Raw genomic sequence first — 18,092 nt, forward strand, 5'->3', positions numbered from 1 at the left:
CCGTGACGACCGGCCGACCGACGACCGGGGAGCAGGACCCTCCGCGGGGGCAGGACGCTCCGGGCGGTTCCGCACGGACCGCGCCCCCCGTGACGGCCGGCGCCCTGGCGCCCTACGACGCCGTGCTGCTCATGTCCTTCGGCGGCCCCGAGCGGCCCGAGGACGTCGTCCCGTTCCTGCGTCGCGTCACCGCCGGGCGCGGCATCCCCGACGAGCGGCTCGAGGAGGTCGGCGAGCACTACTACGCGTTCGGCGGCCGCAGTCCCATCAACGACCTCAACCGCGACCTCCTCGCCGCCCTGCGTACCGAGACCGCCGCGCGCGGGATCGACGTGCCGGTGGTCTGGGGCAACCGCAACTGGGACCCGGACGGCATCGACGTCCTGCGCGAGCTCTACGACGCCGGCGCCCGGCGGGTGGCCATGGTCGCCACCTCGGCGTACGGCTCGTACTCGAGCTGCCGCCAGTACCGCCAGGACGTCGGGCGCTACGTCCCGGCGCTCGTGGCCGAGGGGCGCCCCCTCGTGGTCGACAAGGTGCGGCCCTACTTCAACGACCCCGGCTTCGTCTCGGCCAACGCCGACGCGGTCGAGGAGTCGATGCGGGCCCTCGGCGGCGAGCCGCACCTGATGTTCGTCACGCACTCCATCCCCACGACGATGGAGGTGGCCTCGGGCCGGCGGACCACGGCGACCTACGCCGAGCAGCACGAGGAGGTCGCCCGGCTCGTGTCGGCCGAGGTCGGGCGGCGCCTGGGCCGTGAGCTCGACTGGTCGCTGACCTACTGCTCCCGGTCCGGCGACCCGCGCACCCCGTGGCTCGAGCCCGACGTCAACGACGCGCTGCGCGACCTCGCCACCACCGGCCGGGGCTCCGTGGTGCTCAGCCCGATCGGGTTCGTCTCGGACCACATGGAGGTCGTCTACGACCTCGACACGGAGGCCGCCGAGACCGCCGAGGAGCTCGGCCTGCGCCTCGCCCGCGCGGCGACGGCCGGAACGTATGCCCAGTTCGTGGCGGGACTTGCCGACCTCCTGCTCGACCGCGCCGCCGAGGCGCGGGGGGTGCCGGCCGGTGCCGAGGGCCGGCGCGCGGTCGTCGGCGACCTGCCGGCGTGGGAATCGGCCTGCGCGGTCGCCTGCTGCGCGGTGCGCGACGGGGTCGACGACGGGCGGCTCGCGCTGTGCGGGCAGCCCGACGACGTGGTGACGGCGATCGAGGAGAGCGCGTGAACGACGGGACGACGGGTGCGACGGACGCCGGAGGTGTGATCGGCGGCGGGGCCGGGTCCGCGAACGACCTGACCGAGCACGACGCCGAGGCGCTCAACGAGCGCATCCGCTACACGATGTGGTCGGTGTTCGCCACGACCCAGCCGCTGCCGACCGGCGCCGCTGAGCGGGACGCGCTCGCGGCCGACGCGGAGCGGGCGGTGCGCGCGACCGGCGTCGAGCTGCGTGGCTGGTACGACGTCGCGGGCCTGCGCGCCGACGCCGACCTCATGGTGTGGTGGCACGCCGAGACCATCGAGGAGGTCCAGGCCGCCTACCACGCGCTGCGCGCGAGCGACCTCGGGTCCGCGCTCGAGCCGGTGTGGTCGGTCGTCGGCCTGCACCGCGCGGCCGAGTTCAACCGCCGCCACGTCCCGGCGTTCCTCGCCGGAGAGCCGGCGGGCGACTACATCTGCGTCTACCCGTTCGTCCGGTCCTACGAGTGGTACGTCCTCCCCGCGGAGGAACGCTCCCGCATGCTGCGGGAGCACGGCATGGCCGCCCGCGACTACCCGGACGTGCGCGCCAACACCGTCTCCGCGTTCGCGCTCGGCGACTACGAGTGGATCCTCGCCTTCGAGGCCCCCGAGCTGCACCGCATCGTCGACGTCATGCGCGAGCTGCGCGCCGTCGACGCGCGACGGCACGTGCGCGAGGAGATCCCGTTCTACACGGGACCGCGCGTCGAGCTGGCCGACTGGGCCGCCAGGCAGCCGCTCGCGGCCGACTGATCCACGCCTGACCTGCCCCGCGCCTGACCTGACCCGCGCCTGACCTGACCCGCGCCTGATGGGCGCCGCCGTCCCCACGGGCCGACTGATCCACGTCTGACCGGCGCCGCCGTCCCCACAGCCCGCCTCCCGGTGCCGGTGCCCACAGGTGCCGCCGATCGCCGCTGCCCTCCGCCAGGGACGCACCTAGCGTGCCGGGCAGGAGAGAGGGGGCGTGATGCTCGACCAGATCGAGGCGGACCTGCAGCGGGTGCGCGCGCAGGTCACGGCGGTGGAGGGCGTGCGGGACAGACTGTCGTCCTGCGTTCCGATGCGCTGGACGGGTGAGGCGGGCGCGGCGGCCACGGAGTCGCGAGAGGTGCTCCGCGGGGACGTCGACTCCGCGATCGGTGAGCTGCGCGGGTTGGAGGGACGGCTCCTCGGCCTCACGCTGCGGATCGATATCCAGGGCGCGCCCGGCGTGGGGGCGGTGCGATGGGTGGGCTGATCCGACCCGTCGCCGGTGACCGGCCCGACCCCCCGGTGCCGCCCGATCCCGTCGCGCGGGAGCACGTCTCCTCCTCGGCCGACGGTATGGACGTCGACACTGCCGAGGTGCGCCGGATGGCGAGCGAGGTCGACGAGGTCGCGGCGGGGTTGAGGGCGGCCGCCGGGCCGCTCCGGCTCGTCGGCTCGAGCCCGCAGCACGGTGGCCGCCTCCTCGTCCCGGTCCCGAACGCCGCCCACGACCCCGCGCTCGCCGCCGAGTTCGCGGCCGCCAGGGCGTCCGCGCAGGCGGTGGCGGACACGCTCGGCGCCGTCGCCGGGCGCGCCGAGGATCTCGCGAACGGCCTGCGCGGGTGGGCGGCGCGGATCGAGCACGCGGACGGCACCGCCGGCGCCCTCTTCCACGTGCTCGGCGCCCTGTCCAACGCCACCGGCCCGCCGCGTCTGATCCCAGGGCGTGTGGTCGCCTCTCGCAACCCGGCCACCTGGGCCCTCCCGGGGTACGGGATCCTCACGAGCCCGGGCTGGGCGGCCCGGCCGGGCGGCGCGGGTATCGCCGCGGAGCTCGACGCCGACGTGGCCGCGGCCGGTGGGCTGGTCGATGCCGCGGTCGGTGCCGTGGGGCGGGGGCCCCTCCTCGCCGCCGTCGACCGGGACGCGGCGGACGGCGAGATGGCCGCGCTCGCGGCCCTGCCCCTGGCGCGCGGCCTGCTCGCCGGTGTACCGGGTGGGGCGCGCGCCGTGCTCGACCCCGAGCCCGTCCCGGGCCTCCCGGCGCCGGTCGCCGGCGTGGCCGGTCTGCGGTTCGGCGCGCCCCGGGACCTGTCCGCACCGGGCTCGCTGCTCTCGCGCCGACCGGCCTCCGACCGTGGTCCGGAGCCCCTCGCCGGGACCCGGCCCGGCTCCGTCGGCGACCTCATCGACCGGATCGACCCGCTCCACGCCGAGTCCGGTCGAGCCGACCGCCCGCACCTGGAGGTGCTGCGGACCGAGCACGCCGACGGGTCGACGTCGTTCGTCGTCGTCATCCCCGGCACCAGCGCGGACGCGACGGTGGCCGACCCCGACAACCTCATGGACAACGCCTCGAACATCGAGCTCGCCGCCACCGGCAGCTCCGCACTGCTCGAGGGCATCTCGGAGGCGCTCGAGGTCGCCGGGGCCCGGGACGGGGACGCCGTCGGGATGATCGGGCACAGCCAGGGCGGGCTGGGCGTGGCGCACTGGGCGGCGGGGGACGACGCCCGCCGGTACGACCTGCGGGCGAGCGTGGCGCTCAACGCGCCGATCGCGCACGCGGGCGCACCCGTGGCCGGTCACCACCTGAGCATCGACGTCGCTGACGACGCCGTGTCCGGCCTCGACGGCGCACCCGTCCCGCACGTCGCGCCGAACGCCGAGACCGGGAGCCGGAGCGCCTACACGGTCGACACCTCCACCCGCCCGCGCGACCTCGGCGACGTCTTCCCGTTCGAGGGGCACTACCCCGAGCACTCCGCCGCCGCATGGGACGGCGTCCTCGAGCACCGCGGGCACGAGTACGACGTCGCCCACGTCGACGACGAGTTCCGTCGCCTGCTCGGAGTGGGGGAGGAGGGGGCCGTGACGACGTCGGTGGTCGTCGAGCTCGAGCGGGACTGACGGGGCGGCCGAGCGGGCGGGTGGGGGCCGCCGGGCCGGACTGCGCCGCGCTGGGCCGACCCACGCCGGGCCATGACGGGCGGGCCTCCGCCCGGAGCGAACGCCTACCGGGCGGGCTCTCCGGTTCCCACCGGCTGGGAGAATGGGACGGGTGTCGTCGTCAGTGCGTCGGCACCGGACCCGCACCCGGTACGACAGGAGACGACGTGACGACGACCGACGCGACGACCACGCCCTGGGGGCCGCCGCCTTTCCCGGAGCCCCCGGAGCGCGGGGAGGTCGACGTCGTCGCCGGCCGGACCGTGGTCTGGGCGCCCGGGACCGTGCTGCGGGCCGGCCGGGTGGTCCTGGGAGGCTCGCCGTTCTCCGTCACCGTGGTCCCCGAGGAGTTCCGGGACTTCGCCACCCGGGTCTGCGACGCCGAGGAGCACGGCGCCGAGGCGGCGGACGACACCGAGCGCGCCGCCGCACGGTTCCTCCTCGACCTCGGCATCGTCCACCCCAAGCCGGTCGCCTACGGCGAGGTCACCGACGTCGAGGTCGTCATCCCGATGTACGGGGACCCGACCCTGCTGGACCCCCTGCTGGCCTCGCTCGCCGTCGAGGGGCACCCGGTGACCGTCGTCGACGACGCCACCCCCGACCCGGAGCACGCGTCCCGGATCGCGGCGATCGCCGACCACTACGGCGCACGACTCATCCGGCACGACGTCAACCAGGGGCCGGGCGGCGCCCGCAACACCGGCTTCGCTGCGACCAGTGCGCCGTTCATCGCGTTCATCGACTCCGACGCGCGCGCGAGCGACGACTGGATCGCCCGCCTGCGCCCCATGCTCGACGACGAGCAGCTCGGCGCGGTCGGTCCTCGCGTGCGCCCGCGGTTCGACGGGGACAGCGCCATCGAGCTCTACGAGGACACCCGCTCCGAGATCGACATGGGACCGGTCCCCAGCCGCGTCGTCCACGGCGTCATGGTCGGCTGGCTGCCCAGCGCCGCGGTCCTCGTGCGGCGCTCCGCCGTCACCGACCCGCCGTTCGAGCCGGGCCTGCGCATCGGCGAGGACGTCGACCTGTTCTGGCGAATGGACGAGGCGGGCTGGAACGTCCTGTACGCCCCGGACGTTCAGGTGTTCCACGAGGTGCGGACCACGTGGCGGGCCTTCATGGGCCGCCGCGCCGGGTACGGCAGCTCCGCCGCGCTTCTCGAGCAGCGGCACCCGCTCCGCCTCACCCCGGCCTCGCCGAGCCTGTCCGGCCTCGCCGTCATCGGGCTGGCCTCGACCGGGCACCGGTGGCTGGCCGCCGGCGTCGCCGGCTACGAGCTCGCCCGCCAGCGCGCGAGCCTGCCCGACGAGGTGCCGCTGAGCGTCGTCGCCGAGATGGCCGGCCGGCAGATCTGGTCCGACGGCTTCTGGACGGGACACCTGCTGCGCCGCGACTGGTGGCCGGTCGGCTGGGCCGTCCTCGCGTCGACGCCACGCTCCGGGCTTGCGCGCGGGGTGGCGGCAGCCATGATGTGGGAGCCGGTACGTGACCACATCCTCCGGCCCACGCGTCTCGGGCCGGTCAAGAGCCTGGCCATGCGGTTGCTCGACGACGCCTCCTACGGCACGGGCGTCATCACGAACGCGATCCGGGAGCGGGTCCCGAACGTCGTCACCCCGCGCCCGCGCATCCCCTGGTGGCCCCGCGGACGCTGATCCTCGCCCCGCGTCCCCCGCGTCCCCCGCGTCCCCCGCGTCCCCCGCGTCCCCCGCGCTGACCTCGCACGGTGGGAGGGCCGCTCCGTGACCCTGTGCCCCGCGCAGGGGTGGGGCGGGGCATGCTGGACCGATGGCCAGCACGTTCCCGCCCAGCCCCGCACACCCCGCCGATCTCCTGCGGGCCGACATCGCGTCGCTGCCCGCTTACGTCCCCGGCGAGCGCCCCGCGCAGGACCGGCCGGTCGCCAAGCTGTCGTCCAACGAGATGCCCTACCCGCCGCTGCCCGGCGTGGCCGAGGCCGTGCTCGCCGCCGTCCAGGACTCGGGGCGCTACCCCGACATGGCTGCCGTGGACCTCGTCGAGGCGCTGGCGACCCGGCACGGCGTGGCGCCCGAGCAGGTGGCGCTCGGCGGCGGCTCGACCGCGGTGCTCGAGACGATCCTGCGAGCGACCTCCGGGCCGGGGGACGAGGTCGTCGCTCCCTGGCGCAGCTTCGAGGCGTACCCGATCGCCGTACAGGTCACCGGCGCGTCCATGGTGCGCGTACCGGTCGATGCCGAAGGGCGCCACCGCCTCGACGCGATGGCCGAGGCGGTCACCGACCGCACCCGCGTGATCCTGCTCTGCTCACCGAACAACCCGACCGGCACCGCGCTCACGCGGGGGGAGGTAGAGCAGTTCCTCGCCGACGTCCCGCCGACGGTGCTCGTCCTCCTCGACGAGGCCTACATCGACTTCGTCACCGCGGACGACCCGACCGACGGTCCCTCGCTGCTGCCCGCGCACCCGAACCTCGTGGTCCTGCGGACGTTCTCCAAGGCCGCCTCCCTCGCCGGTCTGCGCGTGGGTTACGCCCTCGGTCATCCCGACGTCGTGGCCGGCATCCGCGCGGCCTCGACCCCGTTCGGAGTCTCCAGCCCCGCGCAGGCGGCGGCGCTCGCGGCCCTCGACGCCGATGCGGAGATCCGCCGGCGCGTCGCCGAGGTCGTCGCGGAGCGCGAGCGGCTCGTGGCGGGGCTGCGCGCACTCGGGCTCGAGATCCCGGACACCCAGGCCAACTTCGTGTGGCTGCAGCTGGGCGACGGCGCGGCGCCGTTCGCGGACGCCGCCCGCGAGGTCGGCCTGCTCGTCCGGCCCTTCCCCGGCGACGGGGTGCGGATCAGCATCGGGACGAGCGAGGACACCGACGCCGTTCTCGCGCTCGTGGCCGAGCGCATGGGCTGAGCGCTCGCTGAGTGCATGGGCTGGGAGCGCGGAGCGCGGTGCCCTTCGTCGGACATGCGGTCGGAGCTCTGCGACGTCGGGCACGCACTCGATCCCGCCCGTGCGCGGCCGCGAGCCGGGGGCCGTTCGGGCCTGGCCCTCGTCGTCGAGGCGAGCTCAGCCCTCGTGGCCGATGAGCCACCGCACCCCGTAGCGGTCCACCAGGGTGCCGTCGTGGTCGCCCCACGGCCGCGCCTGCAGCGGGTCGATGACGCGGCCACCTGCGGAGAGCGCGTCGCACCAGGCGGCGAGGGTGCCCGGTCCGGCCGTACCGAGCAGCGAGAGGAACATGCCGGTCATGGCCACGCCGTCCTCGTTCGCACCGGCATCCGCGCCGGCGATCTCGACGGGGCCGACCAGCATCGCGTGGGCGACCGCGTCCGGCGGCCCGTCGTGCCGCCCGGCTTCCCCGTAGTCGACGACCGTGAGCTCACCGCCGAACACCGCCCGGTAGTGCTCCATCGCCTCGCGGGCGGTTCCCGGGAACAGCAGGTACGGGACGAGTCCGCTCATGCCGCGATGGTAGGGGCGTAGTGCCGCGAGGTGGCAGGGCGGCCGGCCCTGTCGGTGAGTCAGTGAGGTAGGTATCGAGTCAGTGCCCCCGGTCGATTGACTCGGTACCTACCCGATTGCCTGGGTGACGGCTCAGGGTGTGGGGCAGGCCACCGCGCGGCGCGCTCGCGCTCGAACCTACACCTGTGTAGCCTACACAACCGTAGGTAGCTTGCCGGGCCCGCACGTGCTGATCCACGAGCGGTGCCCGACGGCTCGGACGAGGTGCGCCGATCGCGCGCAGAGTCTCGCCGGCCGGCCGCGCAGATCGCGTGGCCGGCCGGGCACGGGCCGGGGGCAGGAGCAGGATGGTGCCGCGCCGGGCGAACCGCCGGGCCGGCCGGCACGACGACGTCCGGGCCCGAACCAGCACCACAGCGTCGGACGACCGAAGGAGGACCACGTGTCCGTTCCCACGACGAACGCCCCGCACGCATCGGCCGGCCCGTCGGCCGCGGGCGGCGAGGCAGCCGCAGCCCCGGACGGCAGCACGACGCCGAACGGCACCGCCCCGAACGGTCCCGACACCCAGAACAGCCCCGCGGCCCCGCACGGCGCCTCGCTCGACCCGGACGACGCCGTCGTCCAGCTCCTCACCCCGGCCGGCGAGCGCGTCGACCACCCCGTCTACGGCCCGCTCGTCGACGAGCTCACGCCCGACACGCTCCGCACGATGTACCGCGACATGGTCCTCACCCGCGCGTTCGACGCCGAGGCCACGCTGCTCCAGCGCCAGGGCGAGCTCGGCCTGTGGGCGTCCAGCCTCGGCCAGGAGGGCATCCAGATCGGCTCCGCCCACGCCCAGCGCCCCGCGGACATGGTCTTCCCCAGCTACCGGGAGCACGGCGTCGCCCACGTCCGTGGCCTGCCCCTGACCGACCTCCTGCCGGTCATGCGCGGGACCCGCCACGGCGGGTGGGACCCCCGCGCGCACAACTTCCAGGTCCAGACGTTCGTGATCGCCGCCCACACGCTGCACGCCGTCGGCTTCGCGATGGGCATCCAGCGCGACGGCGACGTCGGCACCGGGACCGACCGCGACCGGGCCGTCGTCGTGTACCACGGCGACGGCGCCACCTCGCAGGGCGACTTCAACGAGTCGCTGGTCTTCGCCGCCTCCGCCCAGGCGCCGGTCGTCCTCATCTGCCAGAACAACAGCTGGGCGATCTCGGTCCCCACCCGGGTCCAGTCGCGCGTGCCGATCGCCCGGCGTGGCCCCGGCGTCGGTATCCCCGCGGTCCGGGTCGACGGCAACGACGTCCTGGCCTCCTACGCGGCGACGACCGAGGCCCTGCGCCGGGCCCGGGCCGGCGAGGGCCCCACGCTCGTCGAGGCCGTCACCTACCGGATGGGTGCCCACACGACGTCGGACGACCCCACCCGCTACCGGGAGCGCGCGGAGGAGGAGGAGTGGCGGGCGAAGGACCCGATCGACCGGCTGCGCGCCCACCTGCTCGCCACCGGCCTCGCCGACGACGCCTTCCTCGCGGCGGTCACGGCCGACGCCGAGGCCCTCGCCCGCGAGACCCGCGCCGCCTGCCTCGCCGACCGTGCCGGCCGGCCCGAGGAGATGTTCGACCACGTCCACGCGCTCCCGCACGCACAGGTCGAGGCCGACCGCGCCGCGATGTCGGCTTTCGAGGCCGGGTTCGCCGACGCGGACACCGCGGACACGGCCGGCACCACCGGCAACACCACCGCGGACACGACCGGCACCACCGCGTATGCGCAGGAGGCCCGCTGATGCACCCCGCCCCGCCGGCCACGGCGACCACGCTCCCGCTCGCGCGCGCCATCAACGCCGGGCTGCGCGCGGCACTGACGCACGACCCCACGGTCCTCGTCATGGGCGAGGACGTCGGCCCCCTCGGCGGCGTCTTCCGGGTGACCGACGGCCTGCAGGCCGAGTTCGGCGCGGACCGGGTCGTCGACACGCCGCTGGCGGAGTCCGGCATCGTCGGCACGGCGGTCGGGCTGGCGATGGCCGGCTACCGTCCCGTGGTCGAGATCCAGTTCGACGGCTTCATCTTCCCGTCCTACAACCAGATCACCACGCAGCTCGCCAAGCTCAGCTACCGCACGTCCGGCGCGCTGAGCATGCCGGTGGTCGTGCGTGTGCCCTACGGCGGCCACATCGGGGCGATCGAGCACCACAGCGAGTCGCCCGAGTCGCTGTTCGCCCACACGGCCGGCCTGCGGATCGTCAGTCCGGCGAACGCCGCCGACGGCTACGCCATGATCCAGCAGGCCATCGCCTCCCCGGACCCCGTGCTGTTCCTCGAGCCGAAGGCCCGCTACTGGGAGAAGGGTCCCGTCGAGCTCGACGCCCCCGTCGACCTCAGCCCCGGGGCGCTCACGAACGACCTGCACGCCGCCCGCGTGGTCCGGCCCGGCACGGACCTGACGATCGCCACCTACGGGCCCGGCGTGAAGGTCGCACTCCAGGCCGCGGAGGTCGCCGAGCAGGAGGGCTCGAGCCTGGAGGTCATCGACCTGCGCTCGATCTCCCCCCTCGACGTCGATGCCGTGGCGGCCTCCGTCCACCGCACCGGCCGGCTCGTGGTCGTCCACGAGGCGCCGACGTTCTTCGGGCCGGGCGCCGAGCTGGCCGCCGCCGTCCAGGAGCGCTGCTTCTACGAGCTCGAGGCGCCGGTCCTGCGCGTGGGTGGGTACCACACGCCGTACCCTGCCTCGACGCACGAGTCCGTCTACCTGCCCTCCCTCGACCGGATCCTCGACGCCGTCGAGCGTTCGCTCGCCGCCTGAGCCGTCACGACAAGGAGCCGAGATGAACGACCAGCGTCACCGGACCTTCCGCCTGCCCGACGTGGGGGAGGGGCTGACCGAGGCCGAGATCGTCAGCTGGTCGGTCGGCGTCGGCCAGCGCGTCGAGGTCAACCAGGCGCTGTGCGAGATCGAGACGGAGAAGTCGGTCGTCGAGCTGGCGAGCCCCTGGTCGGGTGCCGTGCGCGCGCTCCTCGTCGAGGAGGGGGCCACCGTCGAGGTCGGTGCGCCGATCGTCGAGCTGGACACCCGCCCCGACGAGCCCGACGACGACGCCGCCCCCGAGCCGGCGGCCACCGCCGCCGGCGACGCGAGCGCCGAGGCGGGCGACGGGTCCGGCGCCGTCCTCGTGGGGTACGGGACGCGTCCCGGTGCCGCGCGCCGTCGGCCGCGGGTCGCCACCCCGGCCTCCGGTCCCGCAGGGTCGGGAGCCACCGGGTCCTCCGGTCCTGCACTCTCGACCGCCACGCCGTCCGCCGCGCAGGTGCCCGCCACCCCGGCCTCCGGTCCCGTACCCGCCACCCAGGGGGCGGGCCCCTCGACGGGCGCCTCGAGTGCCACCGGCCCGACCCCGCTCGTCTCGCGTCCTTCGCCGGCCGGCACGCGCGTCGCCCCCGGGAGGCCCCGCCCCGCGCCCGGTACCGCGTCCTCGGCCGACCCGACGTCCGGCCCGGCTCGGCCGGCCGTCCCCGCGCGCGGCGGGTCGAGCACGCGGTTCGTGCCGACGTCGGGCGGACCGACCCGGGCCAAGCCACCGGTCCGCCGGCTCGCGAGGGATCTCGGGGTCGACATCGACTCGGTCCACGGCACCGGGCCCGGCGGGATCGTCACGCGCGAGGACGTCGTCGCGCTCCACGAGCGGTCCGACGTGCAGCAGCTGGCCACGTGGTCCGAGGACGAGCCGTGGCTCGAGGGCGGCTCGGTGTCCCCGGACGGCCGTCGCACGCGCGTGCCCGCCCGGTCGGTGCGCCGCCGGACGGCCGAGGCGATGGTCCAGTCCGCCTTCACCGCCCCGCACGTCACCGAGTTCCACACGATCGACGTCACGCGGACGATGGACCTCGTCGCGCGGCTGAAGAAGGACCGGGAGTTCGAGGGCCTGCACGTCACCCCGCTGCTCATCGCGATGCGGGCGCTGCTGCTGGCCGTCAACCGGCACCCGGAGATCAACGCCTCGTGGGACGACGACACGCAGGAGATCGTCTACAAGCACTACGTCAATCTCGGCATCGCGGCGGCGACACCCCGCGGCCTCGTGGTGCCCAACGTCAAGGACGCCCACCGGCTCAACCTCAAGGAGCTCGCCCAAGCCCTCGGCGAGCTCACGTCGTCGGCGCGCGCCGGCCGCACCCAGCCGGCACAGATGGCCGACGGCACCATCACCATCACCAACGTCGGCGCCTTCGGCATCGACACCGGCACGCCGATCCTCAACCCGGGGGAGGCCGCGATCCTCGCACTGGGCGCCGTGCGGCAGCAGCCGTGGGTGCACGAGGGCGAGATCGCGGTCCGGTGGGTGACGCAGCTGGCGCTGAGCTTCGACCACCGCCTCGTCGACGGCGCGCTCGGCTCGTTCGTCCTCAAGGACATCGCCACGATCCTCGAGGACCCGTCGATGGCGCTGGTCTGGGGCTGAGCCCCGGCGCTCGACGACGACGAAGGCAGGCGATACCCGTGGCACGGTCCGACGACGCCCTCCACCCCGACGTGCAGGTCGGCATGTACTCCTTCCGGACGCCGGAGCCGGTCCGCCTCGCCACGTTCTGGGGCGAGCTCATGGGGCTGCCGATGGCGGACGGGGCATCGGATCAGATCGCCATGCTCGACCTCGACCACGAGGTCGGACCGATCACGTGGCTGTTCGAGCCCGACCTCCGACACCAGACCCGCGACCTCGGACCGGCGAGCGTCGACCTGACACGTGCGAACCGAGTCGCCGCTGACCTCGAGGATGAGGCGACTGGCGGAGAGTGCTGGACGGTCGACGGTGACCGTGGCTGACGAGGTGGTCGTGCCGGGCTGAGCGCCCGCCCCTCAGCGCAGCGGGACGAACACGTAGCCGCCCGGCGCTGTCTCCTCGTCCCACCCGTCCTCGGTCCTGTTCACCCGGACGAGCCTCCCGCCCGCCGGCACCACCATGACCCCGCCGACCGCGAGCTGTCGGGCGAGCCGCTCGGGAACGGCGTCCGACATCGCCGAGACGAGGATCCGGTCGAACGGCGCGTCCTCGGGAGCACCGAGCACGCCCTGCTCCGCGACGCGGACCTCGACCCGCGCCGACTCCTGACTGTCCAGCGCTGCGCGACTGTGTTCGACGAGCTCGGGCACCAGCTCGACGGCGAGGACCCGGCCGGCCGGGCCGACCAGGTGGGCGAGGATCGCCGTCGTCCAGCCGGACCCGCTGCCGACGTCGAGGACCCGCGCCCCCACGGGCACGTCCAGCAGCTCGAGCATCGCGGCGACCGTGGTCGGCTGGGAGCACGTGGCGCCGTGCCCGATCGTCAGCGGGGCGTCGGTGGCCGCGTACGGCCGCGTGGCGGGCGGCAGGAACCGGGCGCGCTCCGCCCTCTCCATCGCCTCGGCCACGGCCGCCCGGTCACGCACGTCAGCACCTAGCCCAGCAGGTCCGGCGTCGCGGGTGGTTCCTCGCCGCGCACGTGCTCGCCCAGGAAGCCGAGCACCACCTGGTACCAGAGCTTCGCGTGCTGCGGGGTGAGGATCCAGTGGTTTTCGTCGGGGAAGTAGAGGAACCGGTGCGGGGTCCGGCCCGCGTCGTCCATGGCCAGGGCCGACTCCGAGACGAGGGAGCGCCACAGCGACAGGCCCTCGCCGATCGGCACCCGGTAGTCCTTGTCGCCGTGGATGACGAGCATCGGCGTGGAGATGTCCTTCGCCGCATGGTGCGGGGAGTGCGTGGCGCGCATCTCGGGCGTCATCTCGCGCTGCCAGAACCAGCCGACGTCCGTGGTGCCGGCGAACGTCTCGATGTTCCACAGGGAGGCGTGCGTGACGACCGCGTCGAACCGGTCGGTGTGCCCGGCGATCCAGTTGGCCATGTACCCGCCGAACGAGCCGCCCATCGCGGCGGTGCGGGTGTCGTCGATCTCCGGCAGGGACGCGGCGGCGTCGGTGACGGCGAGGACGTCAGTGTAGGGGTTGGCGCCCCAGGTGCCCCAGCCCCGCGCGATGAAGTCCCACCCGTAGCCGGTCGACAGTGCCGGGTCCGGCAGCACGACGGCGTACCCCTGGGCGACGGCGATCCACGGGTTCCACCGCCACGACCAGGTGTTCCACGAGGAGACGGGCCCGCCGTGCACCCACAGGAGCAGGGGGGCGGGTGCCTCGGGGGTGGCGCCGTCGGGCACGGCGAGCCAGCCGCGCAGGGGGTGGCCGTCGGGCGCGAACGCCTCGATCTCGGTGAGGGTGCCGGGCAGCTCCGGCGCGTCGACGGGAGAGGGGACCTCGGTGACCTCGGCGCCCCCCAGGGCCGGCTCGCGCAGCACCGACAGGTCGAGGCGCACCGGTGCGGCAGGGGCTCCGTAGCTCGCCCGCAGCGCGTACGCGACGGTGCCCTCGGGCGAGACCCGGACGTCGGAGAACGCCCCGTCGGCGGTGAGCCGGGTGACGTCGGCACCGTCGAAGGGGACGTGGAAGACGGGTGCGCGGCCCCGGTCGTCGGCCACCGCGAGCATCCCCGAGCCGTCCGGCAGCACGACAGCCTCGTTGATCCAGCGGTCCCAGCCCGCGGCGATCTCCGTCCGCTCCCCCGTGGCGAGGTCGACGAGGGCGAGGGTGACGATCGGCGGCCGCTCCGGCGTCGAGGGCCGCTCGACGGCGACGACGGCGCGCGCCCCGTCCCGGGTGAGCGCGACCGGCGAGAACTCCAGGTCCGCCGACGGCTCGGCGACCCACCGGCGCTCGCCCGAGGCGACGTCGATGGCGACCACGCCGGTGCGGAGCTCGCCGCGCGCCGCCGGGAGCGACCAGGCCGCGAGGAGCGTGGTGCCGTCGTCGCTGAGCAGGTACGCGCCGTCGAACAGGGCGACGCCGGCGTCCGGCGTGAGGTCGTGCAGCGTGCCGGGGCCCTCGGCGCCGTCCGCAGGCGGGTCGACGCGGTAGAGGTGGGCGCGGCCCGGGCCGAGGTCGTGGTCCCAGAACCGGACCGGGTAGGCGGTGTGGAGGATCGCGGCGACCTTCTTCTCGGTGCGCGCCGTGCGCCGCTCGGTGTCGTCCTCGAGGTCGGACGAGCCGGGCAACGGGGAGCCGGCCACGACCACGGTGTCCGCGGCCCGGGCGGTGAGGACGGCCTCGACGCCGCCGGGGTGGTCGGCGAGCACGCGGGCCTCGCCGCCGCCGGCGGGCAGCACCCAGGCGCGGGCGCGCTCGCCCTCCTCGTCCGCGGGGTCGGGCCGCGCGGCGGTGAACACGAGGTCGCCCGACGCGGTGACGGTGGGGGCGGACTCGCCGCTCCCGCCCCGGGTGAGGCGCCGGGCCGGCCGCTCGCCGGCCGGGTCGAGCTCCCACACCGAGCTCTGGTACCGGGTGGCCTTGTCGTCGAGCGCGGCGACGGACGTGACCAGGCGGGTCCCGTCGGGGCTCAGCGCGAGTCCGGAGACGCGCCCGAGCGCGACGTAGGCGTCGAGGTCGTGGAAGGGGGTACGGGTCGCGTCGTCGTCGGTCACCGGTGCATCGCACCACGGCGTGACGGCCCGTGTCTGCCCGATACCCGCCGTGTTCGCGACGCGCGGACGGCGTGGCGACGCCGGCGCCGCGGCGGGGGACGTCCTCCGTGCGGCCCGCCCGGCGGCACCGCTCAGTAGGTCTCGAGCACCGACGGGCCGAGGCGGAAGCCGCCGCCGGACTCGGTCGACCAGCACTCGACGTCGACCCCGGTCACCGTGCACGCCAGGTCACCGTTGTACGCGGACTGGCCGTCCGACAGGAGCGGGTCGGCGTTCGCGGATCGGTTGCAGTTGACGCCGGCCTCGCCGTCGGAGCTGATCTCGACGCTGATCCCGCCCGGCAGGCAGCCCTCGGGGGTGTCGAGCGAGTGGTCGACGATCGTGCACACGACGTCGCTCCCGCTGAGGTTGCACGCCATGTTCGCGCCCTGCACCCAGAACCCGGGCATCTGCTCGGCGTCCGCCGGGATCTCGGGGACCTCCAGCCAGCTCATGTCGGCCTCGATCGCCGTACGAAGCGCCGGGTTCGTCCCGGAGTCGCCGAGGATCATGTCGACGACCGCCTCGGCGTGCTCCTGGCCGCACTCGTCCTTCAGCGCGATGAGGGAGTCGACGACGCGGTCGCCGTGCGCGGGGTCGCCCCAGGTCCCGTCGGGCGCCGCGGCGGAGGCGAACGCCTGGACCACCTCGGTGTCGGGACCGGCGTCGGAGCAGTCCGAGCGCGACGGCAGTGCCTCGAGGGCGGCGAGCGCCTCCGCGATCTCGTCGGTCGCCGGGCTCTCCTCGTCGCCCTCGCTCGGCGCCTCTGTCGTGGCCGGCGGGAAGTCCGGGTCGGGCTCGCCGGCGGTGGTGGGCTGCTGGTCGTCGTCGCCGGGCAGGTTGAAGATCCACAGGGCGCCCAGCACGATGACGGCGAGCGCCGCGGCGACGGCAAGGATGCCCGCCCAGGGTACCGCGCGGCGCGGCTCGTCGATCTGGCGCGGCGGCGCGTCCGGCGTGCGGGTGGTGGTCGGGGAGCCGTCCGGCGGAGTGACCGGACGGGCGGGGGACGCCTCGACGGCGGGTGACTCGGTCGTCGGGCGCCTGGTGCTGCCCCCCGCGGCGGCGCCGGCCGCCCCCGCGGCGCCGAAGCGCTCGGCGGTCGGACGGCGCACCGGCGCCGTGGCCGGCTCGTCCGGGTCGATGCCCGCCGTGCGCGCCCGCCGCTGGGCGATCGCCTCGTCGATCTCGCTGTCCCCGAGGTTGCCGAGCCACTCGAGCAGGCCCGGGTAGGTCGAGGGGTTGCCGGCGATCGCCGGGCGCAGCTCGGGGTGGTGCTCGGCGAGCTCCTGCAGGCGGGTGAGCGGGGTCGCCGGATCGGCCGCCTCGAGTGCGGGGTCGTTGCTGTCGTCGGTGCCGGTCACGGCCGTGTCCTCCATCGCGAGTCTGCCCGGGAGTGTACGCAGGGCGGCTGCCCGCCGCCGACCAGGTGTGGTGAGCGACGCACGGGTGCAGGAGCTCGTCGAGGCCGTCATCGAGGGGCCGATGGCGCTGGTCGAACGGGCCGGCACGGCGCGGCCGGCGCGTGGGCCCGTGACGGCACCGAACCGGACCGGCTGCGCGCCAGGGTCGTCGAGCCCGGTCTCGGGGGCAGGTCTGACCCCCGCCGACGGACGCCGCTCACCCTAGGGTTGTCGCGTGCTGCCCGGGACCTCCGACGACGACATGGACCGCTCGCCCGACCCCGTGGCGGATCCGACCGGGCCCCCGGGGACCGATGCCGCCGACGCGGCGCATCCCGAGTCCGATCCGGATGCGGCACATCCCGAGCCCGATCCCGACGTCCTGCCCGAGCCGGTGCCCGACGTCGTCGCCGAGGCCGGCACCGACCAGGGGTCGGAGCCCCCGACGGCGAGCACCGCACCCCGTGCGAGCGAGCCCGCGAGCGAGGTGCCCGAGCTCCCCGAGCACGGTGAGGTGGAGGCTCCCGGGTCGGCCACGTCCGCCCACGAGCGCGACACCGCCGAGCTCGACGGCGCGGGCGGTACCGCCGTGGTCCCGGTCGTCGAGGGTGGCGCCCCTCTCGCGTCGGACGCCGCGGCCGGGTCCGACGCCGGGCCCGGCGCCCAGGACGCCGGCGCGGTGGCCGATCCCTCCCCGCACGACGACCCCGACCACGCGCGTGCCGAGCACAGCGACCGCGACCCGGGCACCCCCGCGGCGCTCGCCGCCGTCCAGGGCGCGGCCCAGGCCGTGCGTGGCTGGTGGCGCCGGGCGGGCTCCGGCGTGGTCCAGCGCTGGGTGCTCTCGCTGGTGATCGCGTCGCTGGTGCTCGTCGTCGGACTGCTCGTCGCCGACCGCTGGGCCCTCATGCGGGCGCGCGCCGAGGCCGACGACGCGATCGTCTCCTTCACCCAGGAGGTCGAGAACCCGGACGTGCGGCTGGACGGCTTCCCCTTCCTCCCGCAGGTGGTCTCCGGCCGCATCGACCGCATCGATTTCACGGCCGACCGCATGGTCCTGCCGGACGTCGAGCTGATGGACGTCCGGGGCTGGATGACCGGCGTCGGGTTCCGGGCCCCGATCGAGGTGGCCCGCCTCGAGGCGAGCGGCACGGTCCCGCTCGAGCTGGTGCAGGAGCAGGTGGCGGAAGCGACGTTCGACGTTCCCGTCCTCGGCGAGCGCAGCTTCGAGGCGGACATCGAGGGCAACGAGCTCGTACTGACGACGAGCATCCTCGGCGGGGACATCCACGTCACCGCCGACGTCGCGCCCACCGACGACGGCCGCGGCATCCACCTCCACCTCGACCGGGGCACGCTCGGCGGCGTCAGCACCGAGCTGTCGTCGATCCCGCTGGTCGGCAGCCGGCTGCCGCTCGACCACTACGTGCCGCTCGAGGGCCTGCCCGAGGGGCTGGTCCTCACGAGCACGACCGTCGTCGGGGACGGGATCGCGGTGGGCGTCGAGGGCGACGACGTCCGGTTCTGACCCGCTGG

The 18,092-nt window shown here is 75.2% G+C and carries 15 protein-coding genes; 11 read left to right on the forward strand and 4 right to left on the reverse strand.

Annotated elements, in window-relative coordinates:
- Positions 1–2 precede the first annotated feature (2 nt).
- The 6 genes from ACPYO4_RS01485 to hisC all read left to right on the forward strand — a co-directional run bounded on the left by ACPYO4_RS01485 (position 3) and on the right by hisC (position 7,057).
- On the forward strand, positions 3–1,232 hold the full coding sequence (locus tag ACPYO4_RS01485) for a ferrochelatase (protein ID WP_425707625.1): 1,230 nt from the start codon (positions 3–5) through the stop codon (positions 1,230–1,232).
- Positions 1,233–1,300: 68 nt separating this feature from the next.
- Complete coding sequence (hemQ, locus tag ACPYO4_RS01490) at positions 1,301–2,002, forward strand: hydrogen peroxide-dependent heme synthase (protein ID WP_425707626.1); 702 nt, start codon at positions 1,301–1,303, stop codon at positions 2,000–2,002.
- Positions 2,003–2,219: 217 nt separating this feature from the next.
- Positions 2,220–2,489 carry a hypothetical protein gene (locus ACPYO4_RS01495; RefSeq protein WP_425707429.1) on the forward strand — a complete coding sequence of 90 codons (270 nt, stop codon included), beginning with the start codon at positions 2,220–2,222 and terminating at the stop codon, positions 2,487–2,489.
- The gene (locus tag ACPYO4_RS01500; protein ID WP_425707430.1) at positions 2,477–4,129 is read left to right on the forward strand and encodes a hypothetical protein; all 1,653 of its coding nucleotides are present in this window, start codon (positions 2,477–2,479) and stop codon (positions 4,127–4,129) included. The genes ACPYO4_RS01495 and ACPYO4_RS01500 overlap by 13 nt, the downstream gene beginning before the upstream one ends.
- Positions 4,130–4,335: 206 nt before the next feature.
- Entirely contained in the window at positions 4,336–5,829 is a 1,494-nt protein-coding gene (gene mftF / locus ACPYO4_RS01505) for a mycofactocin biosynthesis glycosyltransferase MftF (RefSeq protein WP_425707431.1), read from the forward strand.
- Positions 5,830–5,962: 133 nt separating this feature from the next.
- On the forward strand, positions 5,963–7,057 hold the full coding sequence (gene hisC / locus ACPYO4_RS01510) for a histidinol-phosphate transaminase (protein ID WP_425707432.1): 1,095 nt from the start codon (positions 5,963–5,965) through the stop codon (positions 7,055–7,057).
- A gap of 156 nt (positions 7,058–7,213) precedes the next feature.
- Here hisC and ACPYO4_RS01515 read toward each other — a convergent pair whose 3' ends face one another.
- Positions 7,214–7,609, reverse strand: a complete 396-nt coding sequence (locus ACPYO4_RS01515) for a VOC family protein (protein ID WP_425707433.1) — start codon at positions 7,607–7,609, stop codon at positions 7,214–7,216.
- Positions 7,610–8,051: 442 nt separating this feature from the next.
- Here ACPYO4_RS01515 and pdhA point away from each other — a divergent pair, with 442 nt between their 5' ends.
- The 4 genes from pdhA to ACPYO4_RS01535 are packed head-to-tail and all read left to right on the forward strand — an operon-like array spanning position 8,052 to position 12,433.
- Positions 8,052–9,392: a pyruvate dehydrogenase (acetyl-transferring) E1 component subunit alpha gene (pdhA, locus tag ACPYO4_RS01520; protein WP_425707434.1), complete on the forward strand. Its 1,341-nt coding sequence runs from the start codon at positions 8,052–8,054 to the stop codon at positions 9,390–9,392.
- Positions 9,392–10,414, forward strand: a complete 1,023-nt coding sequence (locus ACPYO4_RS01525; protein WP_425707435.1) for an alpha-ketoacid dehydrogenase subunit beta — start codon at positions 9,392–9,394, stop codon at positions 10,412–10,414. The genes pdhA and ACPYO4_RS01525 overlap by 1 nt, the downstream gene beginning before the upstream one ends.
- Before the next feature lie 22 nt (positions 10,415–10,436).
- The gene (locus ACPYO4_RS01530) at positions 10,437–12,068 is read left to right on the forward strand and encodes a 2-oxo acid dehydrogenase subunit E2 (protein WP_425707436.1); all 1,632 of its coding nucleotides are present in this window, start codon (positions 10,437–10,439) and stop codon (positions 12,066–12,068) included.
- A gap of 38 nt (positions 12,069–12,106) precedes the next feature.
- A complete protein-coding gene (locus tag ACPYO4_RS01535) occupies positions 12,107–12,433 on the forward strand; it encodes a hypothetical protein (protein WP_425707437.1) in 327 nt (108 codons plus the stop codon).
- 33 nt (positions 12,434–12,466) lie between these two features.
- On the opposite strand, the gene ACPYO4_RS01540 is transcribed toward ACPYO4_RS01535, so the two are convergent.
- From ACPYO4_RS01540 to ACPYO4_RS01550, 3 genes are all read right to left on the reverse strand, one after another.
- A complete protein-coding gene (locus ACPYO4_RS01540; protein WP_425707438.1) occupies positions 12,467–13,036 on the reverse strand; it encodes a protein-L-isoaspartate O-methyltransferase family protein in 570 nt (189 codons plus the stop codon).
- A gap of 8 nt (positions 13,037–13,044) precedes the next feature.
- Positions 13,045–15,114 (reverse strand): alpha/beta fold hydrolase, encoded by a 2,070-nt coding sequence (locus ACPYO4_RS01545; RefSeq protein WP_425707439.1) that lies wholly within the window; start codon positions 15,112–15,114, stop codon positions 13,045–13,047.
- Between the two features lie 131 nt (positions 15,115–15,245).
- A complete protein-coding gene (locus tag ACPYO4_RS01550; protein WP_425707440.1) occupies positions 15,246–16,517 on the reverse strand; it encodes a hypothetical protein in 1,272 nt (423 codons plus the stop codon).
- 274 nt (positions 16,518–16,791) lie between these two features.
- Here ACPYO4_RS01550 and ACPYO4_RS01555 point away from each other — a divergent pair, with 274 nt between their 5' ends.
- A complete protein-coding gene (locus ACPYO4_RS01555; RefSeq protein WP_425707441.1) occupies positions 16,792–18,084 on the forward strand; it encodes an LmeA family phospholipid-binding protein in 1,293 nt (430 codons plus the stop codon).
- Positions 18,085–18,092 lie beyond the last annotated feature (8 nt).

It is taken from the genome of Georgenia sp. Z1491 (assembly GCF_049856175.1).
Classification (GTDB): domain Bacteria; phylum Actinomycetota; class Actinomycetes; order Actinomycetales; family Actinomycetaceae; genus JB111.

Coding starts and splice junctions, on each gene's coding strand:
- ACPYO4_RS01515 (WP_425707433.1), bottom strand. CDS start 7,609: ATGAGCGGACTCGTCCCGTACCTGCTGTTCCCGGGAACCGCCCGCGAG.
- ACPYO4_RS01530 (WP_425707436.1), top strand. CDS start 10,437: ATGAACGACCAGCGTCACCGGACCTTCCGCCTGCCCGACGTGGGGGAG.
- ACPYO4_RS01495 (WP_425707429.1), top strand. CDS start 2,220: ATGCTCGACCAGATCGAGGCGGACCTGCAGCGGGTGCGCGCGCAGGTC.
- hisC (WP_425707432.1), top strand. CDS start 5,963: ATGGCCAGCACGTTCCCGCCCAGCCCCGCACACCCCGCCGATCTCCTG.
- ACPYO4_RS01525 (WP_425707435.1), top strand. CDS start 9,392: ATGCACCCCGCCCCGCCGGCCACGGCGACCACGCTCCCGCTCGCGCGC.
- ACPYO4_RS01500 (WP_425707430.1), top strand. CDS start 2,477: ATGGGTGGGCTGATCCGACCCGTCGCCGGTGACCGGCCCGACCCCCCG.